Genomic DNA, 26,291 nt, shown 5'->3' on the forward strand with positions numbered 1-26,291 from the left:
CTCGTTGATGAGCCCGGGCAGTTTTCATTGGACAAGGCACGTTCCGGATAAGGGCTCGGATAGCCGTCATGGCGGTTGACGATAATGGCTGATCCGTGTTCAGGTGAACATTGATCAGCCATTGATGCCTCTCAGCGGCTTTCGAAATCGCCGGCAAACGCGGCGCTGAAGGCGTCAGGTTTCAGGTAGGTGCGCAGTGCACGGTTCACGTCATCGGCCGTCATGTTCTGCAAGATGTCATCTACCCTGGCCGACCATGCGAAGGTGCGGCCCTCTTGCAGGTAGTTCATCCAGACGGCAGACAGGGTGTCGTCATCGCTGCGGTTAAGGCGACGCAGATTCATGAGCGCCTGAGTGGCTTCCTGGACGTCTTCCTGGGTAAAGCCGTCTTGCAGGGCTTTGCCAAGCTCTTCGTGCAGTGCCGTCTTGAAGCGTTCGGCGTTTTCGGGGGCCAGAATACCGGAAATACCCCATGCCCCGGAGGGTTCGTAGGCCGACGCACTGACGTTCGAGCCCACCCCATAAGAAATACCTTCCTGAACCCGGATGCGTTCCCAGAGCCGTGAGCGGTTGGAACCACCCAGCAAATAGTTGGCGACATACAAAGCGTGATAGTCGGGGTTGTCATCTTGCAGGCTGAGCGGCAGGGTGGCCATGTACACGGCATTGGCTTTGTCCGGGGTGTTCAAGGTGAGCAAGACCGGCTTGATTTCCCGGTAGGGGTTGTCGAGCCTGACGTAGGCCGGTGCCTTTTTCCACTGATCGAAACCTTTGGTTAATGCACTGCGCACCGCTGCCGGGTCAAATGCACCGACTGCTGTGAACTTGAGGGCGCCCGTACCATAAAAACGCTGATGGAACTGAACCAGATCGTCCTGCGTCAAGGCCTGCAATTCGTCGAGGCTTTCAGTGAAGGTGGGTGTATAGCGCGGGTCAGTTTGTGGCCACGGGTTGTCATGGCGGGCCAGCGCCTGCGATGCCAGGGTGCCGGGCTCGGCCATGGCACTGCCAATTGATGTGGCGACCTGGGTTTTCCAGGTGTCCAGCTCTTCAGCCGGAAAAGCGGGCTCACGCAAGAGATGCGCGACCAGTTCAATGACAGCGGGAAGGTTGTTGTCGGGGGCTGAAATGTCGGCAACAACGTTGCCGGCGCCTCCGCCCAGACTCAGGTCGGCTTCGAGTTCGATCAGGCGATCCTGGATATCCTGGCGCGAGAGTTTCAGCGTACCGTGGTCCAGCAGGGAGGCGACGGCACTTGAGGCCATGCGCTGGCCCTGAAGGGACTCGGCATTGCCGAACTGCATCAGCAGGCGGGCTTCTGCACGGTTGCCGCGGGTAGGTTTGGGCAACAGGGCCAGTTCGATTGATGTGCCATCGGCCAGTGCCAGCGGCGCCCGCAGGGTTTGGGCGTCGATGGCTGCCGGACTGGAATCAAAGGCGGCCACATCGGCAGTGGTGGCGCGCCCGGTGTAATCATTCAGCAGGCGTGAGGGTTCGGCCTGGGTGGGAAGTGGCGCGCGTTGTGGTGCGGGTGTCGGGAGATACAGCCCTTCAGTGCGGTTGTCGGGCACCAGGTACTGTGTGGCAAGACGCTGGACGTCGTCAAGAGACGTCTTTTCCAGCTGGTCACGCTGCCAGAAGAACAGACGCCAGTCCCCCAGTGCACTGGCTTCCGACAGGGCGGCGGCCAGGTGCGCCGGGTCGGCATGGATTTGTGACCACTGGGTCAGGCTGCGTGCCTTGACGCGGTCCAGTTCCTGTTGGGTGAACGGTGTGTTCGCAATATCGGCCAGCACGGTATTCAGGGCGTTCAGAGCCGGGTAGGGATCCATGCCTGTTTCAAGCTGGGCGCCAAACAGGGCGTAGCCGGGTTGACGCATGCCACGGGCGTAGCCAAACGTCCGTGCGGCCAGCTTCTGGTCGACCAGGGCTTTGTAGAGCCGGCCCGATGGAACGTCGGCCAGGATGGACGTGCCAAGATCAAGGGCTACAAATTCGGGGCTGGCTGCCGGGGGATATGGTACTGGGTGACTACCAGGGTGTGCCGCCATTGCGGCGAACCACAACACGTCGCTCGCCTTCCTGTACCGGTTCGATTGTGTATTCGGGAGGGAGCTGTCGTGCAGGGCGTGCGACGTCTTTAAAGGCATCGGCAATGGTGGCCAGTGTTTCGGCCGGGTTGAATTTGCCCGAAACGATCAGGATGGCATTGTCGGGCTGATAGTACTGGCGGTAAAACGCCCGTAATTGTTCGATATCGACATTTTCGACATCAGAGCGCGCACCGATGGTGTCCTTGCCGTAGTTGTGCCACTGATAGGCAATGGCCTGGGCTTTCTGCATGACGGTCTGGAAGGGGTTGTTTTCTCCGGCTTCCATTTCGTTGCGAACCACCGTCATTTCGGCGTCGAGGTCTTTGCGTGAAATGGTGGCGTTGACCATGACGTCGGCCTGCCAGCGAAGATACCAGTCAAGAAGTGCAGGGTCGGCCGCGAACGAAGCGAAGTAATTGGTGCGGTCTTCCGAGGTGGTTCCGTTGGCACGCAGGCCACGTTTGGAAAACTCGCCCAGGGCATTGGGCAGCGACGGGGTGCCACGGAACAGCATGTGTTCAAGCAGGTGAGCCATGCCTGTTTCACCGTAGTTTTCATGACGCGAACCGACCAGATAGGTCATGTTGACGGTCACCGAGGCTTTGGCGTCATCGGGGCTCAGCAACACCTTCAGCCCGTTGGGCAGGGTGAACTCATGGGTACCTTCGACAGAGGGCCCCGCACTGACGCCAGCGGGCAGCGGCCAGGCGGGTGTCGATGTGGCCTGTGCCGGCTCTTTGGCGGGTGCCGCAGCCGTTGCGTCTGTGACGGTTGCAGTCTCGGTGACAACGGTGGTTTGTGTCGATGTACTTGTGGCGTTGCGGGCATGACTTATCCCCGGCAAGCTACCCAGGATGAGACTGGTCAGGCACAGCGTCAGCAGTCCGTTTCGCAGGCGGTATTCAAGGCGTGATTCAGACATCAGATAATTTCCGTTGAGGTTATTTGGACAGGTGGCGCATGGCGTGTTCCAGCCCGCTGACGGTCACGCTGTACATGTGGTCGTGCATCAGGTTCTTGATAATGGCGATGGACTGCCGGTAGGGCCAGTAGCCTTCGGGTTCCGGATTCAGCCAGACCGATTTCGGCCAGTGGTCCAGTAACCGTTGCAGCCATGCGGCGCCCGTTTCTTTGTTGTGATGCTCAACCGAGCCCCCGGGGTGCAGTATTTCGTAGGGGCTCATGGTGGCATCACCCACCAGGATCAGGCGCCAGTCATCGTTATAACGACGTAAGACATCCCAGGTTTCGAAACGTTCAGCATGACGCCGGTTGTTGTTCTTCCAGAGGTACTCGTAGGGGCAGTTGTGGAAATAGAAGACTTCGAGGTGATGAAATTCACTTCGAGCAGCCGCGAAAAGCTCTTCAACACGCTGGATATGGTCGTCCATGCTGCCCCCACATCAAGCAGCATGAGCACTTTCACCGCGTTATGGCGTTCGGGAACCATGCGAAGGTCAAGAAACCCGGCATTTTTGGCGGTGTGGCTGATCGTGTCGTCCAGATCCAGCTCCAGCTCGGCCCCTTCGCGGGCAAAACGTCGCAGGCGCCGCAAAGCCATCTTGAAATTGCGCGTACCCAGTTCCTGGGTGTCGTCATAATCGCGAAATTCACGTTTTTCCCAGACTTTGACTGCCGTTCTGTTGCCTGCCGAAGGACCGCCCACGCGGATGCCTTCGGGGTGGTAGCCGCCATGGCCGAATGCCGAGGTCCCGCCAGTACCGATCCACTTGTTGCCGCCGGCATGACGCTCTTTCTGCTCTTCAAGCCGTTTTTGAACAATTCCATCAGTTTGTCCCAGCCATGTTTTTCAATGGCGGCTTTTTCTTCGGCAGACAGGTGTTTCTGGAATTCCTTGATCAGCCAGTCGAGCGGAATGTCTTTGCCCAGTGGCAAACTGGCTTCAAGCTTTTGGTAGAACTCGCCAAAGGCCTGATCGAACCGGTCGAACAGGGTTTCGTCCTTGACCAGTGTCATGCGCGACAGATGATAAAAATCGTCGAGTGTGGGCGGCATGACATTACTTTTCAGGGCCTGCAGCAAAGTCAGGTACTCGTTGACAGACACCGGCAGGCGATGATTGCGCAGATGGTAGAAAAAGTCCAGCAGCATGTCGGTTTCCGGACGTTAGCGACGGCCGGCGCGGGCAATGGCGGCCAGGCGTTGCAGCAGGGTCAGATCTTGCTCGTTCTTCAGCAGGGCACCGGCCATGACGGGCAGGTCCTGGTCAGGGCGCACGATATCGTCAGCGTTCAGCGATTCGTTCATCAGCAAGCGTAGCCAGTCAAGAAATTCGGAGGTGGATGGCTTTTTCTTCAGGCCCGGGGCGTCGCGCAAGGCAAAGAAGGTCTCAAGTGCAGCGGCCAGCACATCGCGACGGATGTCAGGGTAGTGGACATTGACGATATCTTGCAGTGTGTCCCGGTCAGGGAAGCTGATGTAATGGAAAAAGCAGCGCCGAAGGAATGCGTCGGGCAGGTCCTTTTCGTTGTTTGATGTAATGATGATCAGTGGGCGATGCCGGGCCTTGATGGTTTCACGGGTTTCGTACACATGGAATTCCATCTGGTCCAGTTCGCGCAACAAGTCATTCGGGAATTCAATGTCAGCCTTGTCGATTTCGTCGATCAGTACGACAGTGGGCTGTTCCGCTTCGAAGGCCTGCCAAAGCACGCCCTTGACGATATAGTTGGCGATGTCATGCACCTTGTCATCGCCCAGCTGCGAATCGCGCAGACGCGAAACCGCGTCGTATTCGTACAGCCCCTGGTGTGCTTTGGTGGTTGATTTGATGTGCCACTGCAGCAAGGGACGCCCCAGCGCCGCAGCCACTTCCTCGGCCAGCATGGTCTTGCCTGTACCGGGTTCGCCCTTGATCAGCAAGGGCCGTTGCAGGGCCAGTGCGGCATTTACGGCAAGCTTCAGGTCGTCGGTTGCAACGTAACGGTCGGTGCCGGTAAAGCGTTGTTCGGCAGGGGCAGGTACAGCGGCATTCATGGACATATTCCGTATTAAAATGGTCGGTTGGAGATAACGGCGCGCGATCAATAGCGATCCTTGCAACAATTATCGTACAATCCAACGGTTCGTCGGTCACCTGTGCAGGTGAGCGGCCTTTTATTTACCGCCAAACAAGAGCTACTATGAAGTTGCGAACAAATTTCAAGCGCACTCTGTCTGCGCTAGCCGTTACGGCAACCTGTGCGTTCGTGGGTCAGGCCCACGCAGCCGATGCGGCTACCGTTGGCGATGCCAAAGCCGCCGTAAATAAAGTGTCCATGTGCATTGGTTGCCATGGCATCAAAGATTACAAAGCCAGCTTCCCCGAGGTCTACCACGTTCCCAAAATCGCGGGTCAAAACGCTGAGTACATTGTTGCCGCCTTGAAAGAATATGCCAGCGGTGCGCGCAGCTTCCCCACCATGGAAGCCATCGCAAAAAGCCTGTCCGAACAAGACATGGCTGATCTGGCCGCGTACTACGCCAATTCAAAATAATCGGGGGCGACAATGAAAAAACTCACACTGGCCCTTTTGGGTTCTGTCCTGTTTGCTGCGGGTGCTGCCCAGGCCGCTGATCTGGCTGCTGGCAAGGCGGCGTTCGAAAAATTCAATTGCGCCAGCTGTCATGGTGCTGATGCCAAAACATCGCTAATGCCGGCTTACCCCATTCTGGCGGGTCAGCATGCGTCATACCTCGAACACGCCTTGAAGGCTTACAAGCGTGGTCAGGCAGGTGCGCCTGCAACAGCGAACGTGCGCAAGAACGCCATCATGGGTGGCATGGCTGCGCCGCTGTCCAACACAGACATCAAAAACATGGCGGCCTGGCTGGCTTCTTTGCCATCACCGCTTGAAATTCGTCAGTAAGTTTCCGGTCGTGGTCGCCAATGGGGAAAGGCGGTTTTAACCCCTGTGGTAACTTCAGACAAAAAAGCAGGGCCCGGGTGTTTTCCCGGGCCCTGCTTTTTTAGCGCTGAAGCCTGAACCCGCTGTGGTTATTTATCGGGACCCTCTGGTTTTGCACGGGCGCAAGAACTGCGAATCGCTAAAGGATGTCAGACGTGGGCAACGTATGTGCGTTGCAAACGGCTCCGGTAATTCAGGCATGACGGCTGGTGCGTCGACGGATCAGGTCAAGGTAGATGTCGTTGCTGAACGGAGTGCCCAGGCGTTGGGCTTCCCAGACCACCTCGCCCAGACATTCCATGATTTCGTGAGCCGCGTCATGCGGACCAATGCGCTGCGCCAGAGCATCGTGTGCAGCCCGAACCCCCGGTGGTTGGTCAACCGACAATTGCTCTGAAATGGCCAGATGCATGGAAAGGTGCAAGAACGGGTTGGTCTGGCCAGCCTCTACGGTGTAGTCGGCATTCAGCGCATCGGGGCGCTCGAGTTCGGCATGATATTCCGGGTGCTGCAGGATCCAGTCGACAGCCATGCTTTCAAGCGGGCTGAGCAGCGTATGTTGCCGGTGTTTTTGCCAGGCCTCGCAAAAGAACTGACGAACCTGTTCACGGGAAGGATTGAATAACATGGGTGCCGGGGGTGAAAAGCAAGGCTTCATTTTATCGTTATGGCCGCAGTTGTGTTTGTGTGTGCCAGACAGGGTAACAAGTCGGCGGCTCGCGTGTCCGAAAGGGTTTCGGTTTTGTTTGCCATGGCACTTATCGCCGGTTGACAATAGCCAATAAGGGCAAGCACACAATGTGTGAGGTTACCGCACATTGTGCGGGCGGCGACCTGACCCTTCATGATCAGTTGAGGCCCGTTTTGGGCCAGAGACAATTTTTCAAACTCGAGGAGACAGCGTGGACAAACAGCGCGTTTTAATTACAGCCGGAGCTTCCGGTATTGGTCTGGCCATTGCACGTGCATTTCATGCGCGCGGGGCCCGTGTTTATGTCTGTGATATCGACGAGGCGGCCCTGGCTGCATTGCAAACTGCGTTGCCGGGTGTACACACTGCCCTGTGCGATATCGGCAGCCGGGCTGAAATCGAAAAGATGGTTCCTGACGCTGCTGTGCGGTTGGGCGGCATTGATGTTCTGGTCAATAACGCCGGTATTCCGGGGCCAACTTCGCCGGTCGAGTCCTTTGACCCTGACGCCTGGGATCGGGTGATGCAGATTAATCTGAACGGCACCTTCAATGTCACCCGCATGGCGATTCCGTACCTGCGTGAATCGAAGGGTGGGTCTGTCATCAATATGTCGTCTGTTGCAGGGCGGTTTGGTTATCCCAACCGTTCAGCATATTCCACCAGCAAATGGGGGCTGATAGGCTTCACCAAAAGTCTGTCGATTGAGTTGGGCAGCTACGGTATTCGTGTCAACGCCTTGTTGCCAGGTGCGACCGACGGCCCGAGGTTTCAGCAGGTCCTGGAAGGACGGGCGCGCATCAGTGGCCGGTCCCTGGACGCCGTGGCGGCCGACGCCATGTCGTCGCAGTCATTGAAGTATCTGGTGGATCCTGCTCACATTGCCGATATGGCCGTGTTCCTGGCTTCCGAGAGCGGTCGTTCGATCTCGGGCCAGGCGTTGTCAATTGATGGCGACATGCAACACACCGCGACGTGATCGTGTTTGATCCGGTCTGATGTTTTCTGTTTGCGCCGGTAATGGAACCCGCCGGCGTCGTCAGGGTGCGTTTTACGTACCTGAATGTGCCCTTGCAGCTGCGCACTTTCGGGATAACGATGGGCAGTTGCGGGATAGTCGCCACAGGGTGGGCTTCCCCATAATGCATCTGTCAAACAAAACAACTCATCCATGACATCAGATTCAGGAGACAACACCATGCATGACATGCAAGGTAAGGTGGCCATCGTCACCGGCGGTTCAACATTGATTGGTGCGGCGGTTGCCAAAGCGTTCTGCGAACGCGGCGCGGCCGTGGTGATAGCCGATATCGACGAGGCGGGTGGCAACGAGGTGGCAAGCGGTCTTGGTGATCGCGCCATTTTTGTCAAAACCGATTTATCCGATGACGCCCAGATCGATGCCTGCGTAAAGCAAGCGGTCAGCCGTTTTGGCGGGGTCGACTACCTGGTCAATCTGGCCTGCAGCTACGTTGACAACGGTATCGAAGCGACGCGCGACGACTGGCATCAAAGCTATGACGTTAATGTCGTTGGTGCCGTCATGATGATGAAAGCCTGCCGTCCGCACATGATCCAGCGCGGCGGTGGTGCCATCGTTAATTTCAGCAGCATCAGTGCCAAGGTCGCCCAGATCGGGCGTTGGCTTTATCCCGTGACCAAGGCGGCCATTACCCAGCTCACCCGCAATATGGCGATGGACCTGGCGCCTGACCATATCCGTGTCAATTCGGTATCGCCGGGCTGGACCTGGTCTCGCATCATGAACGAGCTGACCGGTGGCGACCGTGCCAAGACCGATCGCGTGGCCGCGCCGTACCATTTGCTCGGTCGTGTCGGTGACCCGGCCGAGGTCGCTGCGGGCGTGGTGTTCTTGTGCTCACCCGGAGCGTCATTCATTACGGGTACTGACCTGGCCATCGATGGTGGTTACAGTGCCATGGGCCCGGAGCAAGCCGTTCCTGCCATTCCTCGTCTTTGTGAATAAACCGGAGTACAGCCATGAAAATTGCAATTATTGGTGCCGGTTTCGCCGGCCTGTCGTCAGCCAAGGTTCTGACCCAGTTCGGTCATGATGTCACTGTTTTTGAAAAGGCCCCTGATGTTGGCGGCGTCTGGAGTGTGACCCGACGTTATCCCGGTCTTAAAACCCAGAACAATAAAGATACCTATTTTCTGTCAGATTTTCCGATGCCCGCCGAATACCCCGAGTGGCCCAGCGGCGAGCAGGTACAGCGTTATCTGGCGGCGTTTGCAAAGCACTTTGATCTTGACCGACGTATCAACCTCAACACCGAGGTACTGAGTGCCGATCAGGACGGTGACAAGAGCTGGCGGATCAAGACACGAAACGTCAAAACCGGTGCCGAAACCGAACATCATTTTGATAATCTGGTGGTGGCCAACGGCATTTTCTCCGAGCCTTTCATTCCGCCTTATCCCGGTCGTGAGGAGTTTGTTGCAGCGGGAGGTCAATTGATGGCTACCTCTGATTTTCATAACCTTGAAGACGCACGCGGAAAGAATGTACTCGTCGTGGGCTATGGCAAGTCGTCATGCGACGTTGCTGCGGTTATCGGAGAAGTGGCTGCGTCGACCAAAGTGATTGCGCGCGAGTTGTTGTGGAAAATGCCGCGCAAGCTGCTTAACGTTTTGAATTATAAGTTCTTGATGTTGACGCGCATGGGTGAGGCTTTGTTCCCTTGGATCGAATTGAAAGGGTTTGAAAAGTTTTTGCATGGTGCCGGTAGCGGTGTTCGCGACGGCATGCTTGCATCGGTGCAGAAAATCGCCACGCGTCAGCTCAAGCTTGATAAGCTCGGTCTGATTCCCGAAGGCACTTTTGAACGTATCGCACGCAGTACGGTGAGCTTGGCAACCGATGAGCTGTACGATCAGGTGGCCCGAGGAACCACCGAGGTGGCCCGCGAGTGCGAAATTACCTCATTAGGCGCGCGCGATGGCAAGCCTGTCGCAACGCTTAGCGATGGCCGTACTGTTCCTGCCGATATGGTGATTTGTGGTACTGGATTCAAGCAGGTTGTACCGTTTTTCTCTGAACAGTTGCAAGCCCAGCTGACCGATGATCGTGGAAACTTTGAATTGTATCGTCAGGTTAAGCCGATTTCAGTTCCAAAGTTACATTTTTGCGGCTATAACTCGTCGTTTTACAGCCCTCTGAGTGCAGAAGCGGCCGCCTTGTGGATTGCTGCAGATCTTATGGGTGCTATTGATTTGCCGCCGCCAGATCAGCGTCGCGTGATGGTTCAGCGTCGTTTACGCTGGATGGAAGAGCGTACCGAAGGCAAACACGCCCGCGGTACCAATATTATTCCGTTCTCGATGCACAACATTGACGAAATCTTGAATGAAATCGGTTACAACGTCAGTGCCTTCAAGCGCTTCAAGCAGTGGCTGACGCCTGTTGATGCACGAGATTACCGCGTCATAACCCACAAACTGCTGGAACGCCAGAAGCAAATGCAGGCTAGCCCCGCAAGGTTTGTGAAGGCAGCTCATTGAACTGCTTCCGATAGGCCTGGGTGAAATGACCCAGGTGGCCGAACCCCCATTCAAGGGCTACCTGGGTCACATTGACCGTACTGCCCGCTTGCCGGGCTGTTAAAAGTGCATCACGTACTTTCTGAAGCCGCACAAGCCGGACATAACCCATGGGGCTGACGCCCCGATGTTCCTGGAACCCTTTGTACAAGCTGCGAGTGCTGATGTGTGCATATTGTGCGAGGTCTTGCACTGTGATGGGCTTGTGGCAATTGGCGTGAATATAGTCTTCGGCTCGGCGAATGTAGGGCAGCTCGGGTGTGGGTGTCGGGTTGGCCAGTGCTTCAGAGTAATTGTTGGGGTGACGGGTGAGGAGTGTGGTAGCCAGTAGTTGTTCGATTTGGCTGGTGACCATGCTGTGCTGGTTAGCGCCGGTGATGAACTGGCTGGTGGTCAGGAAGGCAATAAGCTGACGCCAGGCCAGCCCCCTTCCTTGTTAAGATCCATGGCAAGCTGGAATTCGATGGTGCGGGGTAGGGCATGCCCTAGATAAGCTCCGCAGACAGATTCCAGAGCTTGACGCTGAAGTTTGATGATGAGTTTGTCGCAGATGCCCTGCCATTGCATGTGTACTGGTAAAGAAGGTGTCAGGACTGACGCCATGTTGGGGTTGCCGATAACAGTGTCGTTGCCACAGCGTATTTCGGCCTGTCCGGCCAAGGGGATTTGAACCAGCAGGAAGTCATCGAGGGTTTCGGGTTCGATGCAGACATTTGCGCCGTAGCGCAGCCGGTTAATCGATGCCGTACCCAGTGCGAGATGATCCATGTCGGCGTCAAGTTTTTGACGCTGGCCTTTTACGCCAAGGCGGTGCGGCTTGAAGATGCGCGCAACAGTGTCGCGAGTTTCTTCCAGGTCACTGGATTGAAAAAGGCGATACGTCGCCAGTTTTCCGACCAGTTCTGGTTCCGTGGGGAAGATGTCCATGAGGGTCTCCGCAGAATTCAGGGCGAGCCGAGGAAGTTCATGCGTTGGAGTTAGTGGAACAGGGTAATGAAATCTGGGCTTGAGTCATCAGGTCATTGATTTTAAAGCGTCTCTGCTTGCATGACACTTAGGGCTAACACCGCTTTTGTAGGTATTTTTGCGTACGGTTTTTTAGGGGCTTGTCGGTGCTGTTCACGTTATCTCGTCTGCGCCTTGGTATGGAAACAGTCTCACGCACCGTATTGTTGCGGTGCCGCACAAAATAGGTGCAATCCCTAAGTGTCTCTTGCTTGAATGTGGTGCACAATACGTTCCATGCAGGTGAGGAGACAAAGCTCTGCATGGGCAAAAAACTAAACCGGCACAGTCGGTAATAACAATACTTGTCGCTTACGGCAAGACGCAGTACTCATAAAAACAAAAACTGCAAGAAGGCCAGCATCGTTGCTGGCCTTTTTGCGTTTCGGTGCCGTCTGTGGCGCTATCCCGGTGAATTCGCCGGTGTCGAAGGCGTCGCTGCCGTCTGATCAGACCCATCCCATCCAGTCAGGTCGGTCAGGCGATGTCTTGCGGGCGCATTTATTTTTTCAGCAAAGCCTGTACGGCACCACTGCCACCGTTTTGTTCGCTGCATTCGGTATAGGCAAGAATGGCGTCAAATTGCGCCAGCCATCGTCTGACAACTTCTTTAAGCACCGGGGTACCGTCTTTTGATCCATACCCTTTGCCATGAACCACCCGTATGCATTTCACGCCGTGAGTCAGGCACGATTGCAAAAACTGGTCGAGCCGTTCACGTGCTTGTTCCAGTGTTGCGCCATGCAGATCAAGGCTGGCCTCAACGGGCCATTTATCGCGTTTGAGGTTTTTGATGACGTCGGGGCCAAGACCGGGTTTCAGGTAGCTTTCCGGGTCGGTGCTGGCAGGGGCCGGGGTAAAAAGGTCGGAGACTGCTGGCCGTTGATCCGGATCAGCCCCTTGCGCCGCCGCGCGGCGACTGCGCAAAATGGCGTATGCCGCCATTGGAACGGGCGGCAAAACAGCCCGCCGCGTGTCTTTCAAAGGCTGTACGTAGCGCATGGTTTGGCGGAACAGCGTCTGGTCGTGGAGTGATAGGGGTTGTTCGCGCACGGCAGGCAACCCGGTGGCTGTTTTTGCCTGCCGGGAGCCTGCCGTGTTCAGACGGGCCTTGTTTTGCGTAGTTTGGGCGACGTTTTCTGAAACAGCGTTGGCGGCCGATTCTGCAGCAAGTTTGCGCAGTTTTTTAAGGTCGGCCAGCCCGGGCTTATTCGCCACTGTTCTCCAGCCAGCGCTGGGCGTCAAGGGCAGCCATACAGCCGGTGCCGGCACTGGTAATGGCCTGGCGATACACATGGTCTTGCACGTCGCCGGCGGCAAAGACGCCCGGCACAGAGGTTTGCGTGGCCATGCCGTTACGGCCGCCCTCAGTGATGATGTAGCCGTTTTCCATATCCAGTTGCCCGGCAAAGATGTCGGTATTGGGCTTGTGGCCAATGGCAATGAACGCACCTGTCACGGCCAGGTCTTCACGCTGACCCGTCTGATTGTTGCGGATCCGGACGCCGGTCACGCCGCTGTTGTCACCCAGCACTTCATCCAGTTCGCAGAATAATTTCAGGCGCATATTGCCGTTGTTGACCTTGTCCATCATTTTGTCGATCAGGATGGGTTCAGCGCGGAACTTGTCACGGCGATGAATCACGGTTACGGTCTTGCAAATGTTTGACAGGTAAAGCGCTTCTTCGACGGCGGTATTGCCGCCGCCTACCACCACAACGTCCTGGTTCTTGTAAAAGAACCCATCGCAGGTGGCGCAGCCCGAAACACCGCGCCCCATGAAGGCCTGTTCTGAGGGCAGCCCCAGGTATTGGGCCGACGCGCCCGTGGCGATGATCAGTGCGTCACAGGTGTACACCTCGCCGGAGTCGCCATTCAGGGTGAAAGGCCGCTTTGAAAGATCGACACTGGCGATGTGGTCATAAATGAATTCGGTGTTGAAGCGTTCGGCGTGTGCCTGGAAGCGCTGCATCAGGTCGGGGCCCTGGACCCCTTGTGCATCGGCGGGCCAGTTGTCGACGTCGGTCGTTGTCATGAGCTGGCCTCCTTGCTCAAGGCCTGTGATCAAGACCGGGTCAAGGTTGGCGCGTGCCGCATAAACGGCCGCCGTGTACCCCGCAGGGCCGGAACCGAGAATCATTACTTTGGCGTGTTTTGCAGTCGTCATCGCTGTTCATCCGAAATTAGTATGCGGCCAATTATAATGAGTCCATGGCTCGAATATCTGCAGCTCCCAACCGGTCTTCACGCAATGTGCGCAACGGCCCGTCTCCTTTGCAAACCCGTATTGCGGGCTTGCTGCGCGAGGCGCGCTGGATCCTGTTCGCGGCCCTGGCGGCCTGGCTCGTTCTGGTGCTGGCCACCTGGTCAGCAACCGACCCGGCCTGGTCCCAGGCGGTGCCTTCAATGGTCACGCTCAACAAGGGCGGTACCCTGGGGGCGTACGTTGCCGATTTGCTGTTGTTCCTGTTTGGTTACTCAGCCTGGCTCTGGGTAGTTTTACTGGCATATCGCGTGGCGGTCGGGTTTTATCGTCTGACCGGCTCTAACGTGCCGGATGACAGCAATGACCCTTTGCCTCGCGTGCGCTGGGAGGTCGGTATTGGTTTTGCCCTGATGTTCATGGGTTTGATGGGTACCGAGGCGATGCAGCTTACTCAAAGCTGGTCGTTTTTGCCGGCGGGTGCCGGAGGTGAACTGGGCAAATTGCTGGCGCGCGGGTTGTCGTATTCGCTGGGGGCAACGGGTAGTGCCTTGTTTTTACTGGTGCTGGTTGCTGTAGGCTCAAGCCTGTTCTTCCGTTTTTCCTGGCTCACGGTGTCCGAGCGTATCGGTTTTCACTTCGAGCGTGTCGCCTTGTTCTTCTGGCGGCTTAAACTGGCTCACGACGATCGGCGTGTCGGGCAGGTAAAAAAGCCGAGCGTAAAGAAACCGTTCAAGCCAGGCAAGAGCAATTGGTCCACGACCAACCGGTTCGCATTGAACCGGCCATCACCACGGTGCCCAAGTCGGTTCGCGCTGAAAAAGAAAAACAGAAAGTGCTGTTTTCACCGGCGCCCGATCCGAACGCTTCCGGCGATTTGCCTGAAATCAGCTTGCTTGATCCAGTAACAGAATTGCCCGAGTCCGTTTCGCCTGAAACGATCGAATTCACGTCGCGCCTGATTGAAAAGAAACTGTCTGACTTTGGGGTCAGTGTCACGGTGGTTTCCGCCCAGGCCGGGCCGGTTATTACCCGTTACGAAATCGAACCGGCCACCGGGGTCAAAGGCAGCCAGATTGTCAATCTGGCCAAAGACCTCGCCCGGGCGCTCAGTCTGGTCAGCATCCGGGTGGTTGAAACCATTCCGGGCAAGAACCTGATGGGGCTCGAACTGCCCAATCCGCGCCGTCAGATGGTCAAGCTCTCCGAAATCATCGGGTCGCAAACGTACCATGCGGCCGGGTCCGCGTTAACCGTGGCGTTGGGCAAAGATATTGCCGGCAACCCGATAGTGGCCGATCTGGCCAAAATGCCGCATGTGCTGGTGGCCGGAACAACCGGCTCGGGCAAGTCAGTGGGGATCAACGCCATGATTCTGTCCTTGCTGTACAAGGCCGACGCCAGCCAGACCCGTCTTATTCTGATTGATCCCAAGATGCTCGAAATGAGCATCTACGAAGACATCCCCCATTTGCTGGCACCGGTCGTTACCGACATGCGCCATGCCGCCAACGCCCTGAACTGGTGCGTTGGCGAAATGGAAAAGCGCTACAAGCTGCTTAGCAAGCTGGGTGTGCGCAACCTGGCGGGTTACAACGCCAAAATCCGCGAAGCGGAAAGCCGGGACGACGTCATTCCCAACCCGTTCTCGCTAACGCCCGATGCGCCCGAGCCACTGTCCACTTTGCCGCATATTGTTGTGGTTATCGACGAGCTGGCCGACTTGATGATGGTGGTGGGCAAGAAGGTCGAAGAGCTGATCGCGCGGCTGGCCCAGAAGGCTCGGGCCGCAGGTATTCACCTGATTCTCGCCACGCAACGTCCCAGCGTTGATGTCATCACCGGCCTGATCAAGGCCAACATTCCTACCCGTATTGCGTTTCAGGTGTCGTCCAAGATTGATTCTCGCACCATTCTTGACCAGATGGGGGCTGAAAGCCTGTTAGGTATGGGCGACATGTTGTACATGCCACCCGGTTCGGGTTTGCCGGTGCGGGTGCACGGGGCCTTTGTCAGCGACGACGAAGTGCATCGTGTGGTTGAAAAGCTGAAAGCGCAAGGGGAACCAAATTACATTGAAGGTGTCCTTGAAGGTGGGGTTGAGGGTGAAACCGGCGACGGTGTCAGCGCGGTCACTGGTTTTGCCGATGCCGAATCCGACCCGCTTTATGACCAGGCCGTGCAAGTCATTCTCAAGAACCGTCGTGCGTCCATCTCGTCGGTTCAACGGCACCTGCGCATTGGTTATAACCGGGCCGCGCGCTTGCTCGAACAAATGGAGCAAGCCGGTCTGGTGTCGGCCATGCAATCCAACGGCAACCGCGATATTCTTGTGCAGGGCGAGGCCGGCGGCGCCGACTAACGGCCCGACGCGGTTTGCGTGTGTCTGGCGGGCTCCCTTTATTGCATTTTTCGGTCGAGTTTTCTTCTTGATATCGTACGGGCCATGATCAAAAAATTTCCATGCTTGTCGCAAGCCTTATGTTGGGGGCCGTACCGTTGTTGGCGGCTGCATCTACGGCCGAGGCCCAGTTGCGTCACTTTATTGAAAACGTAACGTCGGCCAGCGGCCAGTTCCAGCAACACACCGTGGCCGTCCAGGGCGTGGCAAACCGGCGCAAACCGGTGATTTTTCGTTTCAGCGACCAGGCAAGTTTCGCTGGATGGTACAAAAACCCTTCGAGCAACTTATTGTTTCCGATGGCCGGCAGGTCATGCAATATGATCCAGATCTGGCTCAGGTGACACAGCGCAGTGTTGACCAGTCCATTGGTGCATCACCGGCGGCCATCTTGTTTGGATCGGGTTCGCTTGACGAGTCATTCCAGCTTAGCGCCCTGGCTGACCGCGATGGTCTGGCCTGGTTGCGAGCGACGCCGCGCGGTGCAGATGCGGGTTTCAAGTACGTTGATATGGCCTTTGACAATAACTTGCCCGCCCGGCTCGAACTGCTCGATGCGTTCGGGCAAACCACGGTCATTGAACTGGGTAAAGTCTCGGTCAATCCGACGTTGCCGGCATCCGAGTTCCGGTTTGTTGCCCCGGCAGGTGTCGACGTGGTCAAGCTGCAATGATCATCGCCGCCGTTTTTGTCATTCAGCGTGGTGATAGCCGTGGCTGACCTGTTTTCCCAAGAGCCTGCCGCACCGCTGGCCGAGTTGCTACGGCCTCAACGGCTGGATGACGTCATTGGTCAATCACATTTGCTTGGCGAGGGCAAGCCTCTGCGTCTGGCGTTTCAGTCAGGCAAACCGCATTCGATGATTTTCTGGGGGCCGCCGGGGGTGGGTAAAACCACGCTGGCGCGTCTGACGGCGACGGCATTCGACTGCGAATTTATTGCCTTGTCGGCGGTTTTTTCCGGGGTCAAGGATATTCGGGCGGCCATGGAGCAAGCCCAGCACAACCTCGCCCTGGGCAGGCACACCATCTTGTTTGTTGACGAGATTCACCGTTTCAACAAATCACAGCAAGACGCTTTGCTGCCCTACGCCGAAAGCGGGCTGGTGACGTTCATTGGCGCCACCACCGAAAACCCTCGTTCGAGGTCAATTCTGCGTTGCTGTCGCGCGCTCAGGTGTATGTCCTGCAATCGCTGGGCGACGATGATTTGAAACAGTTGGTGACGCGCGCCCGTCAGCAGGCGCTGCAGGGGCTGGAATTCGACGAGGTTGCGGTGGATACGCTGGTGGGCTATGCCGATGGCGATGCCCGGCGGTTGCTGAACCTTCTGGAGCAGTGTCACACCGCTGCCGGTGCCAGTGGTGTTACCCGCATCGATGCGGCGTTTATCCAGAGCGCGCTCACCTTGAACAGCCGCCGTTTCGACAAAGGCGGTGATAATTTCTATGACCAGATCTCAGCGCTGCATAAATCGGTTCGTGGCTCGCACCCTGATGCGGCGCTGTATTGGCTGACACGCATGCTCGATGGCGGTGCTGACCCGCGCTATCTGGCGCGTCGTATTGTGCGTATGGCTTGGGAAGACATTGGTCTGGCAGACCCGCGCGCCTTGCAAATAGCCAATGATGCGGCGGATACGTTTGAACGGCTGGGTAGCCCCGAGGGCGAACTGGCGTTGGGTCAGGCTGTTATCTATCTGGCGGTTGCCGCCAAAAGCAACGCTGGCTACAACGCCTGGAATCAGGCACGCGCGTTCGTGAAGAAAGATAAAAGCCGCGAGGTGCCGGTACATTTGCGCAATGCCCCGACGAAACTCATGAAAGAGCTGGGCTATGGGCACGAGTATCGCTACGCCCACGACGAACCCAATGCCTATGCGGCCGGTGAAACCTATTTGCCGGACGGCATGCCCGAGCCAGGGTGGTACCAGCCGGTACCTCGTGGTCTTGAAATCAAGATTGCCGAAAAGCTTGCCCTGTTGCGCAAGTGGGATGACGACGCGAGGTGATTGAGATGTCATACCGTGATCTGCCAAGGTAAAGCGCCGCCAGCGTCTGCAACGGGTAAAATCCCTTGTGCCTGTTCCCGTAAAATCCCACAGTTCCCATTTTCTTTTATTTGGTTGATTATGTTAGACCCCAATCAGTTACGCAAAGATCTGCCCAGCGTGGTCAGTGCCCTGGCACGTCGCGGTGTTGAGTTTGACACCGACCGTTTTGCCCAGCTAGAAGCGCGGCGCAAGGCAGTCCAGGTCGAGACCGAAAATCTGCAGGCGCGCCGCAATGCCGTCGCCAAGCTGGTTGGGCAACTCAAGTCCCGCGGTGAAGATGCATCAAAAGAGCTGGCTGAAGCCCAGGCCATCCCCGAGCAGCTTAAAGCCCTTGAAAATGATCTGGCCGCAATCCAGTCTGAATTAAGCGACTGGCTCATGACCCTTCCGAACCTGCCGCACGCCAGCGTACCTGAAGGAAAGTCGTCTGACGATAACGTTGAGGTCCGTCGTTGGGTACCGGGTCCTGTGGATGCACAGGGCAACCCGGCGCCGCTGCCGTTTGAGCCCAAAGACCACGTCACGCTGGGCGAACCTTTGGGGCTTGATTTTGAATCGGCTCGCAAGCTGGCGGGTTCACGTTTCATGATGTTGCGCGGGGCCGCAGCGCGTTTGCACCGTGCCACAGCCCAGTTCATGCTTGACCTGCAAAGCGAGACGCACGGTTACACCGAATGCTACACCCCGTATATCGTGAACAGTTCAACCTTGTTTGGTACCGGGCAGTTGCCAAAGTTCAAAGACGATATGTTCTGGGTGACCAAGGGCGGCCAGGACAAAGAGCCGCAGGTAGATGAAAATGGTAACCCGGTCGAAAAAGAAGACCTGTATCTGATTTCAACCTCGGAAATCACGTTGGCCGGTTCCATGCGCGACACCATCACGCCGCTGGCTGATCTGCCTATCAAAATGACCGCGCATACCCCGTGCTTCCGTTCGGAAGCGGGCAGTGGCGGGCGCGATGTCCGTGGTGTTATTCGCCAGCATCAGTTCGACAAGGTTGAATTGGTACAAGTGGTGCACCCTGACGAGTCCTATAACGCGCTTGAAGAGATGGTGGGCCACGCCGAAGCCGTGCTGCAAAAGCTCGGCCTGCCGTATCGGGTTATGTTGCTGTGCGGGGGTGACATGGGCTTTGGCGCTGCCAAAACCTACGACCTTGAGGTCTGGCTGCCGGCCCAGAATACCTGGCGTGAAATTTCGTCAGTGTCCAATTGCGAAGCGTTCCAGGCGCGTCGTTTGCAAGCCCGTTACCGCCCTGAAAAGGGCAAGCCCGAATACCTGCATACCCTGAATGGTTCGGGGCTGGCTGTTGGCCGCGCTCTGGTGGCTATTGTTGAAAATTATCAACAGGAAGACGGCAGCGTCGTTGTACCCGAAGCGCTACGACCTTATATGGGCGGTATCGAACGCCTGTAAGCGCTCGTGGCACCGCGATCAGTCGCGGTGCCGGCCCCGGTTGTGGTGCTTGCCGCCTTTATGGCGAGAACCGCGGTGGAAGTCGCGCCGGTTATCATGCCGGTCGTAGGAGCGGCCATAGGGGCGGTCATAACCACGGGCATCACCGTACCAGCGTCTTTCGGGTACCACAATGACGCGGGGTTCGGTAACAATTACGCGTGGCGAGTGCGTGTGCGCCGGCCGGTGGTAATGGCCATGACGCGGGTGGTTTGGCGTCGAGTAGATCATGCCGGGTACACCGATACCGATATTGATATCAATATCGGCGTGTGCGAGGGCCGCGCCTGCAAGCCCGAACAAGGCTGCAGCGATAACGAGCATGCGTTTCATCAGGAAATCCAGGTTGCTGTAAACATTGCCTATTGTGGCAAGACTGTCGGCTAAAAGGTGTAAACGTAATCGACTGAAATGCTTCGAATAGCATCTGTTGTGTCAATGACGCGGTAGTTGCAAATTATTTTCCCGATTTTGCATATTTCTTTATGAAATATAAGAATTGAAATTTATTATTTTCAGAATTATAAAAATTTGGATAGCATCACGCTATTCCTTTAATTTTCTGAACATACGGAATATCCATGAAAACTATGCTCAAGCCTATGTCTGGAGCGGTGGCGCTGGTGCTTGGGGCGGCGGCCCTGAGCCTGTCTGCGGCAGCCGCGCATGCTCAATCCACGTTTGATGTCACGGTTCTGGCAGGCACCTGCGCCAATTGCCACGGTACCGATGGCCGTTCGCCCGGTGGCATGCCTTCGCTGGCAGGACGCCCGGAAAGTGCGTTGAAGGCTCAGTTGCTGGCGTTCAAATCCGATACGCCTCCGGTGGGTACTACCGTCATGAATCGTCTGGCCAAAGGCTATACCGACGACGAGTTGGCTGCATTGGCCAAGCATTTTTCGCAAATCAAGTCGCAGGCTGCGGGCAAGTAAAGGGTATTGATCATGATTTCATCTAAAAAAATGTCCCGTCGCGAAGCATTGGCGTTGATGAGCAAGGCGGGTGCGGCAGGGGCCGTACTGGTTTCTGCGCCTGCATTCTCAAGTAATACGCCCGGTCGTGTGGTTGTGGTCGGGGGTGGTTTTGGTGGGGCAACGGCTGCCAAATACATCAAACGCCGCAATCCGGCCATTGCCGTCACCCTGATTGAACCTGCGCGCGAGTTCATGACCTGCCCGTTCACCAACCTGTATCTGGGTGGTTTGCGCACGCTTGAGCAGCAAACCCACAACTACGACGAGTTGCGCAGTCTGGGAGTCAAGGTCGTTCACGACTATGCTGAAAATGTTGATGCACAGAAACAGACGGTAACCCTGAAAGGCGGGCAGTCTGTGCCGTACGACAAGCTGGTGCTGTCGCCCGGTATTGATTTCCGCTGGAATGCCATTGAAGGTTACGACGAGGCGGCGGCGCAAAAGGCACCGCATGCCTGGAAAGCGGGTGCACAAACCGAGTTGCTGAAAAAGCAGCTTGAAGCCATGCCTGACGGCGGCCTGTTTGTCATGGTGGCGCCGGCGAACCCTTACCGTTGCCCCCGGCCCCTACGAGCGCATCAGCATGGTGGCGCATTACCTTAAAACCAACAAACCCAAGTCCAAGATTCTGGTGCTTGATCCCAAAGATGCGTTTTCCAAACAAGGTCTGTTCATGGACGGCTGGAAGCGTTTTTACGGCGACATGATCGAATGGGTGCCGTTGTCCAAAGACGGCAAGGTCGTGCGCGTCGATGCCGACACCCTGACCGTTGAAACTGAATTTGGCCAGAAGCACAAGGCCGATGTCCTGAATGTGATTCCGCCGCAAAAGGCCGGGGTCATTGCCGAGCGAGCTGGCGTAACCAATGAAAGTGGCTGGGTTCCCGTCAAACCGGAAACGTTTGAATCGACACTGGTGCCTAACATTTACGTTGTGGGTGACGCCACAATTGCTGCACCTATGCCCAAGTCGGGCTTTGTGGCCAATGCGCAGGCCAAGGTTGCTGCTGCAGCCATCGTCAGTGCACTCGAAGGGCGTCCGGTCGCCGTGCCGTCGTTTGCCAACACCTGCTACAGTCTTATCGCGCCCGATTACGGTATTTCCGTTGCCGGCGTGTATGCCGTGAAAGACGGCAAACTGGTGGAAACCAGTGGTGGCCTCAGCCCCAAAGAGGCCGATGCCGAGTTCCGCAAACTGGAAGCCGAATACGGTGTGGCATGGTATAACGCGATCGCTCAAGACACCTGGGGAACCCGGTCCTGATCTATCGCCGGCCAGGCCCTGTGGCCGGGTAAACATCGCAAGGAAACATCATGTCGAATGTTGAACTCGTTCTGTGGTCTGGCCTGTTGATCGGGCTTGCGTTTGGTGCGGTTGGCCAAGTGTCCGGTTTTTGTCTGCATCGAGGTCTGGTGCAAAAATTCAGCCACCAACCCGGGCACAAGCTGCAAAGCTTCGCTTTGGCCTTGCTGGTGGCCATTGTCGGTACGCAGTGGTTCGCCTGGCAAGGCGTGGTTGACTTGTCGCAATCCATTTATCGCATGCCGGCTTTTTCGTGGTTGCTGGTGCCGCTGGGCGGGTTGCTGTTTGGTTATGGCATGACCCTGACCAATGGCTGCAGTGCACGGGCGCTGGTATTGCTTGGGCAGGGCAATCTGCGGTCGGCTGTCGTGCTCTTGTGCCTCGGTGTTTCTGCGTATGCCACGCTTACGGGTGTGCTTGCGCCATTACGAGTTGCGGTGGCCGAGCCCACCACCTGGTCACCCGGCGTTTGGGGCGGCGTCTTTGGCCCGTTCTATCAATTCATCGCCGTTTTCCTGGTGTTGGTACTGGCCTGGCTGGCGTTCTGGAAAACAGGGTTGCTGCAGCAGCGCAAAGACCTGATCGGCGGCTTTGTGGTGGGTGTTCTGGTGGTTGTTGGCTGGTATGTCACCGGTGACCTGGGCGCCGATGATTTCGACCCGGTGCCCCTCGAGTCCATTACGTTTGTTGCCCCTGTGGGTGAAACTATTCAATACGCCATGATTGCGACCGGTATCAAGCCGGGGTTTGGCGTGCTGGTCGTGTGCGGTGTGGTGCTGGGTGCCCTTGCTGCGGCGCTGCTCAGCCGCCGGTTTGAATGGCAGGGTTTTCAGTCGCCTTCCCAGATGCGTCGCTATATGCTGGGGGCATCATGATGGGCGTGGGTGGTGCGCTTGCGATGGGGTGCTCTGTGGGTCAGGGTCTGACCGGCATGTCGACGTTGTCACCGGCGTCGATGATGGCGCTGCTGGGTATACTGGGCGGGTCGTTCATTGCCCAAAAAATTCATCGTTGATTGCTTATGACTAAAGTACTGCCTGTTTTTGCGGCCCTGGTTTTGGCGCCCGTGTTTTTCTTTCTTCGGTCCATGCCCAGCAGGTGCCGGCATGGCAACGGGTTGACGCGGTCAAGGCACTTGTTTCTGGCAAGGTCGAGCAGGGCCAGATCATCAAGATTGACCTGCCCATGGTCTCCGAGGATGGTTCATCGGTTCCCTTGACGCTGGTGGCCGACAAGCCTCTGGCTGACGGGGTTTTTATCCAGCACATTGATATTTTCGCGCCGGCCAATCCTACGGCAGAAGTCGCCAGTTTCGAGCTGGGGCCTGAACTGTCGCCACTGAACCTGTCATTGCGGGTTCGCTTGAGCGAGTCCCAAACGGTGGTGGTTGTTGCGCGTACCAGCGATGGGCGGGTGTTCGTTTCCGAGCGCCCCATCCGGATCACCACCAGCGGGTGTATCGCGGCAACCGGCGGTGCGGATGCGTCGGGCGAAATGAAAGAGCGCGTCAGGGTGCCCAAGTCGTTTGTCGCGGGGCAGCCTGCCGAAATCGTGACCTTGATCACCCATCCGATGGTGACGGGCCTGGTAGCCGATGCCCAGGGAAATATGCCTGAACAGCGGATCATCAACCGCTTTGATGTGGGTATTGACGGTGAACCGGTGTTGAAGGCACGGTTCTACCGGTCGATGGCCGCCAACCCGTACGTCCGTTTTACGCTGGCACCAGAAAAAGGTACAGACCTGCTGCTGACCTGGACAGAAGACAGTGGTCGTAAAACAGAGCACAAGGCCAGCCTCAGTCTGGCGTCGCGGTAGGGTTTGGCGTCAGCGAATCGCTGGCTGTGCCGGCTTTTGCCGCCTTTTTCGGATGCAAGGCCGCTGGTGGCTGCTGCCCTTGCATCGGATAGATACAAGGGCAGGGCGTCAAGACGCCATGGCCAGCATCAGCATGTCGTCTATTTGTATCGCAGGCACAGGTCGGCTGAAATAGTACCCCTGCAAGTGATCGCATTTTTCGGCGCGCAAGTAATCAAGCTGCTCTTGCGTTTCGACCCCTTCAGCCAACACTTTCAGTTTCATGCTGTGCGCCAGGCTGATGATGGCCTTGACGATGGCTGCATGGCTTTCGTCGTGCACAATGTCTTCGATGAATGATCGGTCTATTTTCAGTTCGTGAATCGGGAAGTTACGCAGATAACTGAGGCTGGAGTAGCCCGTACCAAAGTCATCGATTGACAGGCGGATGCCCATGTCGTACAGCTCGCGCAAGACGGCGGTGACCTTTTCGGGCCGTTCCATCAGCACGCTTTCGGTGATTTCCAGTTCAAGTGCTTCGGGTGGGCAGCCGGTTTCCGTCAGTACCCGTTGCACAACCTGGATGATGTCCTGGTTCTTGAACTGACGGGCTGACAGGTTGACGGACACACGCATCTTTGGGTAACCGCGCTCGCGCCAGACCACGATTTGCTGGCAGGCCTGGTGCAGTACCCATTCACCGATCGGCAGAATCATGCCGCAATCTTCAGCAATGGGGATGAACTCATCGGGGGGACGCGGGTTCCATCAGCGCGTGTCCAGCGCAACAGGGCTTCTACGCCGACCAATTGCCCGCACCCTGTTCGAATCTTGGGTTGGTAGTGCAACTCAAGTTCATGATTGGCCATGGCATGACGCAGGCCGTCAGCAATGTCCAGGCGCCGTACATGCTCGGCGTTGAGTTCGGGTGTGTAGAACTGAACGTTGTTACGCCCCGCCTCTTTGGCCAGATACATGGCGGAGTCTGCATGCTTGAGCAGACTGTCAGTGTCGAGGCCGTCTTTCGGATATAACGCCACGCCAATGCTGGCGCCCGTATACAGTTCACGGTCTTTGTAACTGAAGGGCGAGGCCAGTGCGCGCAAGATGGCCTGCGCCCGTGCCGTGACGGCCCGGCTGTCGTCGATGCCTTCGAGCACGACGACAAACTCGTCGCCCCCAGGCGAGCTACCGTGTCGGTTTCCCGTACGGCCTGTGTCAGGCGTCGGCCGGCTTCGGCAAGCATGGCATCGCCGGCGGCATGCCCCTGACTGTCGTTGACATGCTTGAAGCGATCCAGGTCTAGGTACATGACGGCGACTTGCTGTTGCTGCCGGCGCGCCCGCGCCAGTGCTTTGCCTAACCGGTCTTGCAGCAGCACCCTGTTGGGCAGGCCGGTCAGGGCGTCGTGCCCGGCCATGCGAACCAGTTCCTCTTCCATGTGTTTGCGCGTGGAAATGTCTTCAAGCACCACGATCAGCCCGTTCCGTGTGAGCCCCTCGCGCAGGCACGAAACCGTTGCGTTGGTCCAGATGACACGGCCATCTTTGTGCTGATAGCGGCGCTCTTTGCTGTAGCTTTCGAGTTCGCCGTCAAGGACGCGGGTGGTCATGACATGGGCATCGGCACGGTCTTCGGGGTGTGTGAGTTGCGGGAAGCGCGTGCCCAGCAGTTCATCTTCTTCGTAGCCCAGGATGTCGCAGAGCTTTGTGTTGATTTTGGTGATGCGGCCATCGATATCGGTTTGCGCCAGGCCGACGGCCGCGTGGTTGAATGTCAGCCGGTAGCGCTCTTCGCTTTGGGCAAGTTCGGATTCGACACGAAGCTTGTCGGTAATGTCTTGTGCCATGACCAGCAACAGCGGTTTGTCGCGGAACCGGATTCGGCTCAGGCTGAAGTCCAGTTTGGCACGCCCGTCTTCGCGGACGAGGGTGACGAAGATATTGCTTTGGTTTTTGCCGGACTCAATCACCTCGGCGCAAGCATCGAGCAACAGTGCGCTGCGGACCAGTTCGGTAACGGCCATGGCCTCTACCGACAGTGCATCCGGCACGGCCAGCATGGCGCGCATGGCCGGATTCATGGACAGAACGGCCAGGGTATCGTCAACCACCATCAGCCCGGATGGAATCGCCGACACCAGGCTTTCGGCATATTCTTTGTGCTGACGCGTTGCTTCGGTGTCGGCGTGGAAATACGTGTCGAGTGCGAGCCCGATGTCAAAGTTCACGACCTTGGTCAGGGCATCACAGGTTTTCAGGTATTCGACGGGCTGGTGCCCCAGGCTGTCCCATAGCCGGGCCTGCATTTCAGCGACATATTTGCGGTAGGCCCCGAGATACCAGGTGGGTTCAAGGCCGATGTGCTGGTGTACCAAGCCGACGCGCAGACGATCACGGACATAGGCCGCGTCATAGTTTCCGGCCGTGAGGCTGTTGAAATACTTGGCTTGAACATTTTTCAGTCGTTCAATCCGTCCTTCACCTTCAAGCAGGGGACGGATGGCATCAAATTGTTGCAGGTGGGTATAAAACGCATCGGCAAACTCGGCTGACTGGTGGTTGAGCAGGTCATGTGCCCGACGCAGACGGATTTCATCGTCTTCAGTCAGTTCAAGAAAGGCCTTGCGTTCGTTGAGGGTGCTCAGGTCGAGCCCGAGGTCTTGGGCAAGAGCCTCTACTTTTTGATTCAGATCCTTCATGGTACTTCACCTTCTTAACCCATTTTCAGCCGTGCAATGGGCGTTCTGCGTTTAAACAGGCCCAGCAAGGGCCGTGCTGCCAGGATGGGAGGCGGGGTGGACTGTGATGCCGCCTCGGTTGCGCGTGACGCAGCAGCCTGCACA

At 57.0% G+C, this 26,291-nt stretch carries 18 protein-coding genes and 6 pseudogenes; 13 read left to right on the forward strand and 11 right to left on the reverse strand.

The features are described 5' to 3' along the window. Window positions 1–131: 131 nt before the first annotated feature. From N7E01_RS12765 to N7E01_RS12780, 4 genes and pseudogenes are all read right to left on the reverse strand, one after another. The gene (locus tag N7E01_RS12765; RefSeq protein WP_289173131.1) at window positions 132–2,069 is read right to left on the reverse strand and encodes a M16 family metallopeptidase; all 1,938 of its coding nucleotides are present in this window, start codon (window positions 2,067–2,069) and stop codon (window positions 132–134) included. Next, the gene (locus N7E01_RS12770) at window positions 2,032–3,015 is read right to left on the reverse strand and encodes a M16 family metallopeptidase (protein ID WP_289173132.1); all 984 of its coding nucleotides are present in this window, start codon (window positions 3,013–3,015) and stop codon (window positions 2,032–2,034) included. The genes N7E01_RS12765 and N7E01_RS12770 overlap by 38 nt, the downstream gene beginning before the upstream one ends. A 19-nt stretch (window positions 3,016–3,034) precedes the next feature. Beyond that, window positions 3,035–4,205, reverse strand: a pseudogene (locus N7E01_RS12775) (vWA domain-containing protein). 15 nt (window positions 4,206–4,220) lie between these two features. Beyond that, window positions 4,221–5,096 carry an AAA family ATPase gene (locus N7E01_RS12780; RefSeq protein WP_434089515.1) on the reverse strand — a complete coding sequence of 292 codons (876 nt, stop codon included), beginning with the start codon at window positions 5,094–5,096 and terminating at the stop codon, window positions 4,221–4,223. A 140-nt stretch (window positions 5,097–5,236) separates the two neighbouring features. Here N7E01_RS12780 and N7E01_RS12785 point away from each other — a divergent pair, with 140 nt between their 5' ends. After that, window positions 5,237–5,590, forward strand: a complete 354-nt coding sequence (locus N7E01_RS12785; protein WP_289173134.1) for a c-type cytochrome — start codon at window positions 5,237–5,239, stop codon at window positions 5,588–5,590. A gap of 12 nt (window positions 5,591–5,602) precedes the next feature. After that, window positions 5,603–5,962: a c-type cytochrome gene (locus N7E01_RS12790; protein WP_289173135.1), complete on the forward strand. Its 360-nt coding sequence runs from the start codon at window positions 5,603–5,605 to the stop codon at window positions 5,960–5,962. Between the two features lie 232 nt (window positions 5,963–6,194). On the opposite strand, the gene N7E01_RS12795 is transcribed toward N7E01_RS12790, so the two are convergent. Then, entirely contained in the window at window positions 6,195–6,629 is a 435-nt protein-coding gene (locus N7E01_RS12795) for a DUF1841 family protein (protein ID WP_289173136.1), read from the reverse strand. Window positions 6,630–6,903: 274 nt separating this feature from the next. Between N7E01_RS12795 and N7E01_RS12800 the strand changes: the two genes are divergently transcribed. From N7E01_RS12800 to N7E01_RS12810, 3 genes are all read left to right on the forward strand, one after another. After that, window positions 6,904–7,671, forward strand: a complete 768-nt coding sequence (locus N7E01_RS12800) for an SDR family oxidoreductase (protein WP_289173137.1) — start codon at window positions 6,904–6,906, stop codon at window positions 7,669–7,671. A 219-nt stretch (window positions 7,672–7,890) separates the two neighbouring features. Next, a complete protein-coding gene (locus N7E01_RS12805; protein ID WP_289173138.1) occupies window positions 7,891–8,679 on the forward strand; it encodes an SDR family oxidoreductase in 789 nt (262 codons plus the stop codon). Window positions 8,680–8,693: 14 nt separating this feature from the next. Then, window positions 8,694–10,214 (forward strand): flavin-containing monooxygenase, encoded by a 1,521-nt coding sequence (locus tag N7E01_RS12810; protein ID WP_289173139.1) that lies wholly within the window; start codon window positions 8,694–8,696, stop codon window positions 10,212–10,214. Here the strand turns inward: N7E01_RS12810 and N7E01_RS12815 are convergent. From N7E01_RS12815 to trxB, 4 genes are all read right to left on the reverse strand, one after another. Then, complete coding sequence (locus N7E01_RS12815) at window positions 10,180–10,608, reverse strand: helix-turn-helix transcriptional regulator (RefSeq protein WP_289173140.1); 429 nt, start codon at window positions 10,606–10,608, stop codon at window positions 10,180–10,182. The two genes, N7E01_RS12810 and N7E01_RS12815, sit on opposite strands and share 35 nt — an antisense overlap. Window positions 10,609–10,646: 38 nt before the next feature. Next, window positions 10,647–11,180 carry a cupin domain-containing protein gene (locus N7E01_RS12820; protein WP_289173141.1) on the reverse strand — a complete coding sequence of 178 codons (534 nt, stop codon included), beginning with the start codon at window positions 11,178–11,180 and terminating at the stop codon, window positions 10,647–10,649. A 579-nt stretch (window positions 11,181–11,759) separates the two neighbouring features. Then, window positions 11,760–12,476, reverse strand: a complete 717-nt coding sequence (locus N7E01_RS12825; protein ID WP_289173142.1) for a Smr/MutS family protein — start codon at window positions 12,474–12,476, stop codon at window positions 11,760–11,762. Continuing rightward, entirely contained in the window at window positions 12,466–13,425 is a 960-nt protein-coding gene (gene trxB, locus N7E01_RS12830) for a thioredoxin-disulfide reductase (RefSeq protein ID WP_289173143.1), read from the reverse strand. The genes N7E01_RS12825 and trxB overlap by 11 nt, the downstream gene beginning before the upstream one ends. Window positions 13,426–13,469: 44 nt before the next feature. On the opposite strand from trxB, the pseudogene N7E01_RS12835 reads away from it, so the two are divergent. The 4 genes and pseudogenes from N7E01_RS12835 (at window position 13,470) to serS (ending at window position 19,333) form a co-directional block, all read left to right on the forward strand. Next, a pseudogene (locus N7E01_RS12835) lies at window positions 13,470–15,823 on the forward strand (DNA translocase FtsK). A gap of 301 nt (window positions 15,824–16,124) precedes the next feature. Then, window positions 16,125–16,535: an outer membrane lipoprotein periplasmic chaperone LolA gene (lolA, locus tag N7E01_RS12840; protein ID WP_434089516.1), complete on the forward strand. Its 411-nt coding sequence runs from the start codon at window positions 16,125–16,127 to the stop codon at window positions 16,533–16,535. Window positions 16,536–16,574: 39 nt separating this feature from the next. Beyond that, window positions 16,575–17,872, forward strand: a pseudogene (locus tag N7E01_RS12845) (replication-associated recombination protein A). A 120-nt stretch (window positions 17,873–17,992) separates the two neighbouring features. Beyond that, on the forward strand, window positions 17,993–19,333 hold the full coding sequence (gene serS / locus N7E01_RS12850) for a serine--tRNA ligase (RefSeq protein WP_289173144.1): 1,341 nt from the start codon (window positions 17,993–17,995) through the stop codon (window positions 19,331–19,333). An 18-nt stretch (window positions 19,334–19,351) separates the two neighbouring features. Here serS and N7E01_RS12855 read toward each other — a convergent pair whose 3' ends face one another. Continuing rightward, a complete protein-coding gene (locus N7E01_RS12855; protein ID WP_289173145.1) occupies window positions 19,352–19,705 on the reverse strand; it encodes a hypothetical protein in 354 nt (117 codons plus the stop codon). Window positions 19,706–19,953: 248 nt separating this feature from the next. On the opposite strand from N7E01_RS12855, the gene N7E01_RS12860 reads away from it, so the two are divergent. The 4 genes and pseudogenes from N7E01_RS12860 to N7E01_RS12875 all read left to right on the forward strand — a co-directional run bounded on the left by N7E01_RS12860 (window position 19,954) and on the right by N7E01_RS12875 (window position 23,467). Continuing rightward, window positions 19,954–20,304: a c-type cytochrome gene (locus N7E01_RS12860; protein WP_289173146.1), complete on the forward strand. Its 351-nt coding sequence runs from the start codon at window positions 19,954–19,956 to the stop codon at window positions 20,302–20,304. 12 nt (window positions 20,305–20,316) lie between these two features. After that, window positions 20,317–21,610 (forward strand): annotated as a pseudogene (locus N7E01_RS12865) (NAD(P)/FAD-dependent oxidoreductase). Between the two features lie 50 nt (window positions 21,611–21,660). Further along, window positions 21,661–22,664 (forward strand): annotated as a pseudogene (locus tag N7E01_RS12870) (YeeE/YedE family protein). An 83-nt stretch (window positions 22,665–22,747) separates the two neighbouring features. Next, window positions 22,748–23,467: a thiosulfate oxidation carrier protein SoxY gene (locus tag N7E01_RS12875; protein ID WP_289173147.1), complete on the forward strand. Its 720-nt coding sequence runs from the start codon at window positions 22,748–22,750 to the stop codon at window positions 23,465–23,467. A 108-nt stretch (window positions 23,468–23,575) separates the two neighbouring features. On the opposite strand, the pseudogene N7E01_RS12885 reads toward N7E01_RS12875, so the two are convergent. After that, window positions 23,576–26,147, reverse strand: a pseudogene (locus N7E01_RS12885) (putative bifunctional diguanylate cyclase/phosphodiesterase); the annotation flags it as partial. Between the last annotated feature and the right edge of the window lie 144 nt (window positions 26,148–26,291).

The organism is Neopusillimonas aromaticivorans, assembly GCF_030344915.1.
Taxonomy (GTDB): domain Bacteria; phylum Pseudomonadota; class Gammaproteobacteria; order Burkholderiales; family Burkholderiaceae_B; genus Neopusillimonas; species Neopusillimonas aromaticivorans.

What these genes read in the sequence shown, in the direction of transcription:
- N7E01_RS12770 (WP_289173132.1), bottom strand. Translation starts at nt 3,015, where the DNA reads ATGTCTGAATCACGCCTTGAATACCGCCTGCGAAACGGACTGCTGACG.
- N7E01_RS12780 (WP_434089515.1), bottom strand. Translation starts at nt 5,096, where the DNA reads ATGTCCATGAATGCCGCTGTACCTGCCCCTGCCGAACAACGCTTTACC.
- N7E01_RS12785 (WP_289173134.1), top strand. Translation starts at nt 5,237, where the DNA reads ATGAAGTTGCGAACAAATTTCAAGCGCACTCTGTCTGCGCTAGCCGTT.
- N7E01_RS12790 (WP_289173135.1), top strand. Translation starts at nt 5,603, where the DNA reads ATGAAAAAACTCACACTGGCCCTTTTGGGTTCTGTCCTGTTTGCTGCG.
- N7E01_RS12795 (WP_289173136.1), bottom strand. Translation starts at nt 6,629, where the DNA reads ATGTTATTCAATCCTTCCCGTGAACAGGTTCGTCAGTTCTTTTGCGAG.
- N7E01_RS12805 (WP_289173138.1), top strand. Translation starts at nt 7,891, where the DNA reads ATGCATGACATGCAAGGTAAGGTGGCCATCGTCACCGGCGGTTCAACA.
- N7E01_RS12810 (WP_289173139.1), top strand. Translation starts at nt 8,694, where the DNA reads ATGAAAATTGCAATTATTGGTGCCGGTTTCGCCGGCCTGTCGTCAGCC.
- N7E01_RS12815 (WP_289173140.1), bottom strand. Translation starts at nt 10,608, where the DNA reads ATGGTCACCAGCCAAATCGAACAACTACTGGCTACCACACTCCTCACC.
- N7E01_RS12820 (WP_289173141.1), bottom strand. Translation starts at nt 11,180, where the DNA reads ATGGACATCTTCCCCACGGAACCAGAACTGGTCGGAAAACTGGCGACG.
- trxB (WP_289173143.1), bottom strand. Translation starts at nt 13,425, where the DNA reads ATGACGACTGCAAAACACGCCAAAGTAATGATTCTCGGTTCCGGCCCT.
- lolA (WP_434089516.1), top strand. Translation starts at nt 16,125, where the DNA reads ATGGTACAAAAACCCTTCGAGCAACTTATTGTTTCCGATGGCCGGCAG.
- serS (WP_289173144.1), top strand. Translation starts at nt 17,993, where the DNA reads ATGTTAGACCCCAATCAGTTACGCAAAGATCTGCCCAGCGTGGTCAGT.
- N7E01_RS12855 (WP_289173145.1), bottom strand. Translation starts at nt 19,705, where the DNA reads ATGAAACGCATGCTCGTTATCGCTGCAGCCTTGTTCGGGCTTGCAGGC.
- N7E01_RS12860 (WP_289173146.1), top strand. Translation starts at nt 19,954, where the DNA reads ATGAAAACTATGCTCAAGCCTATGTCTGGAGCGGTGGCGCTGGTGCTT.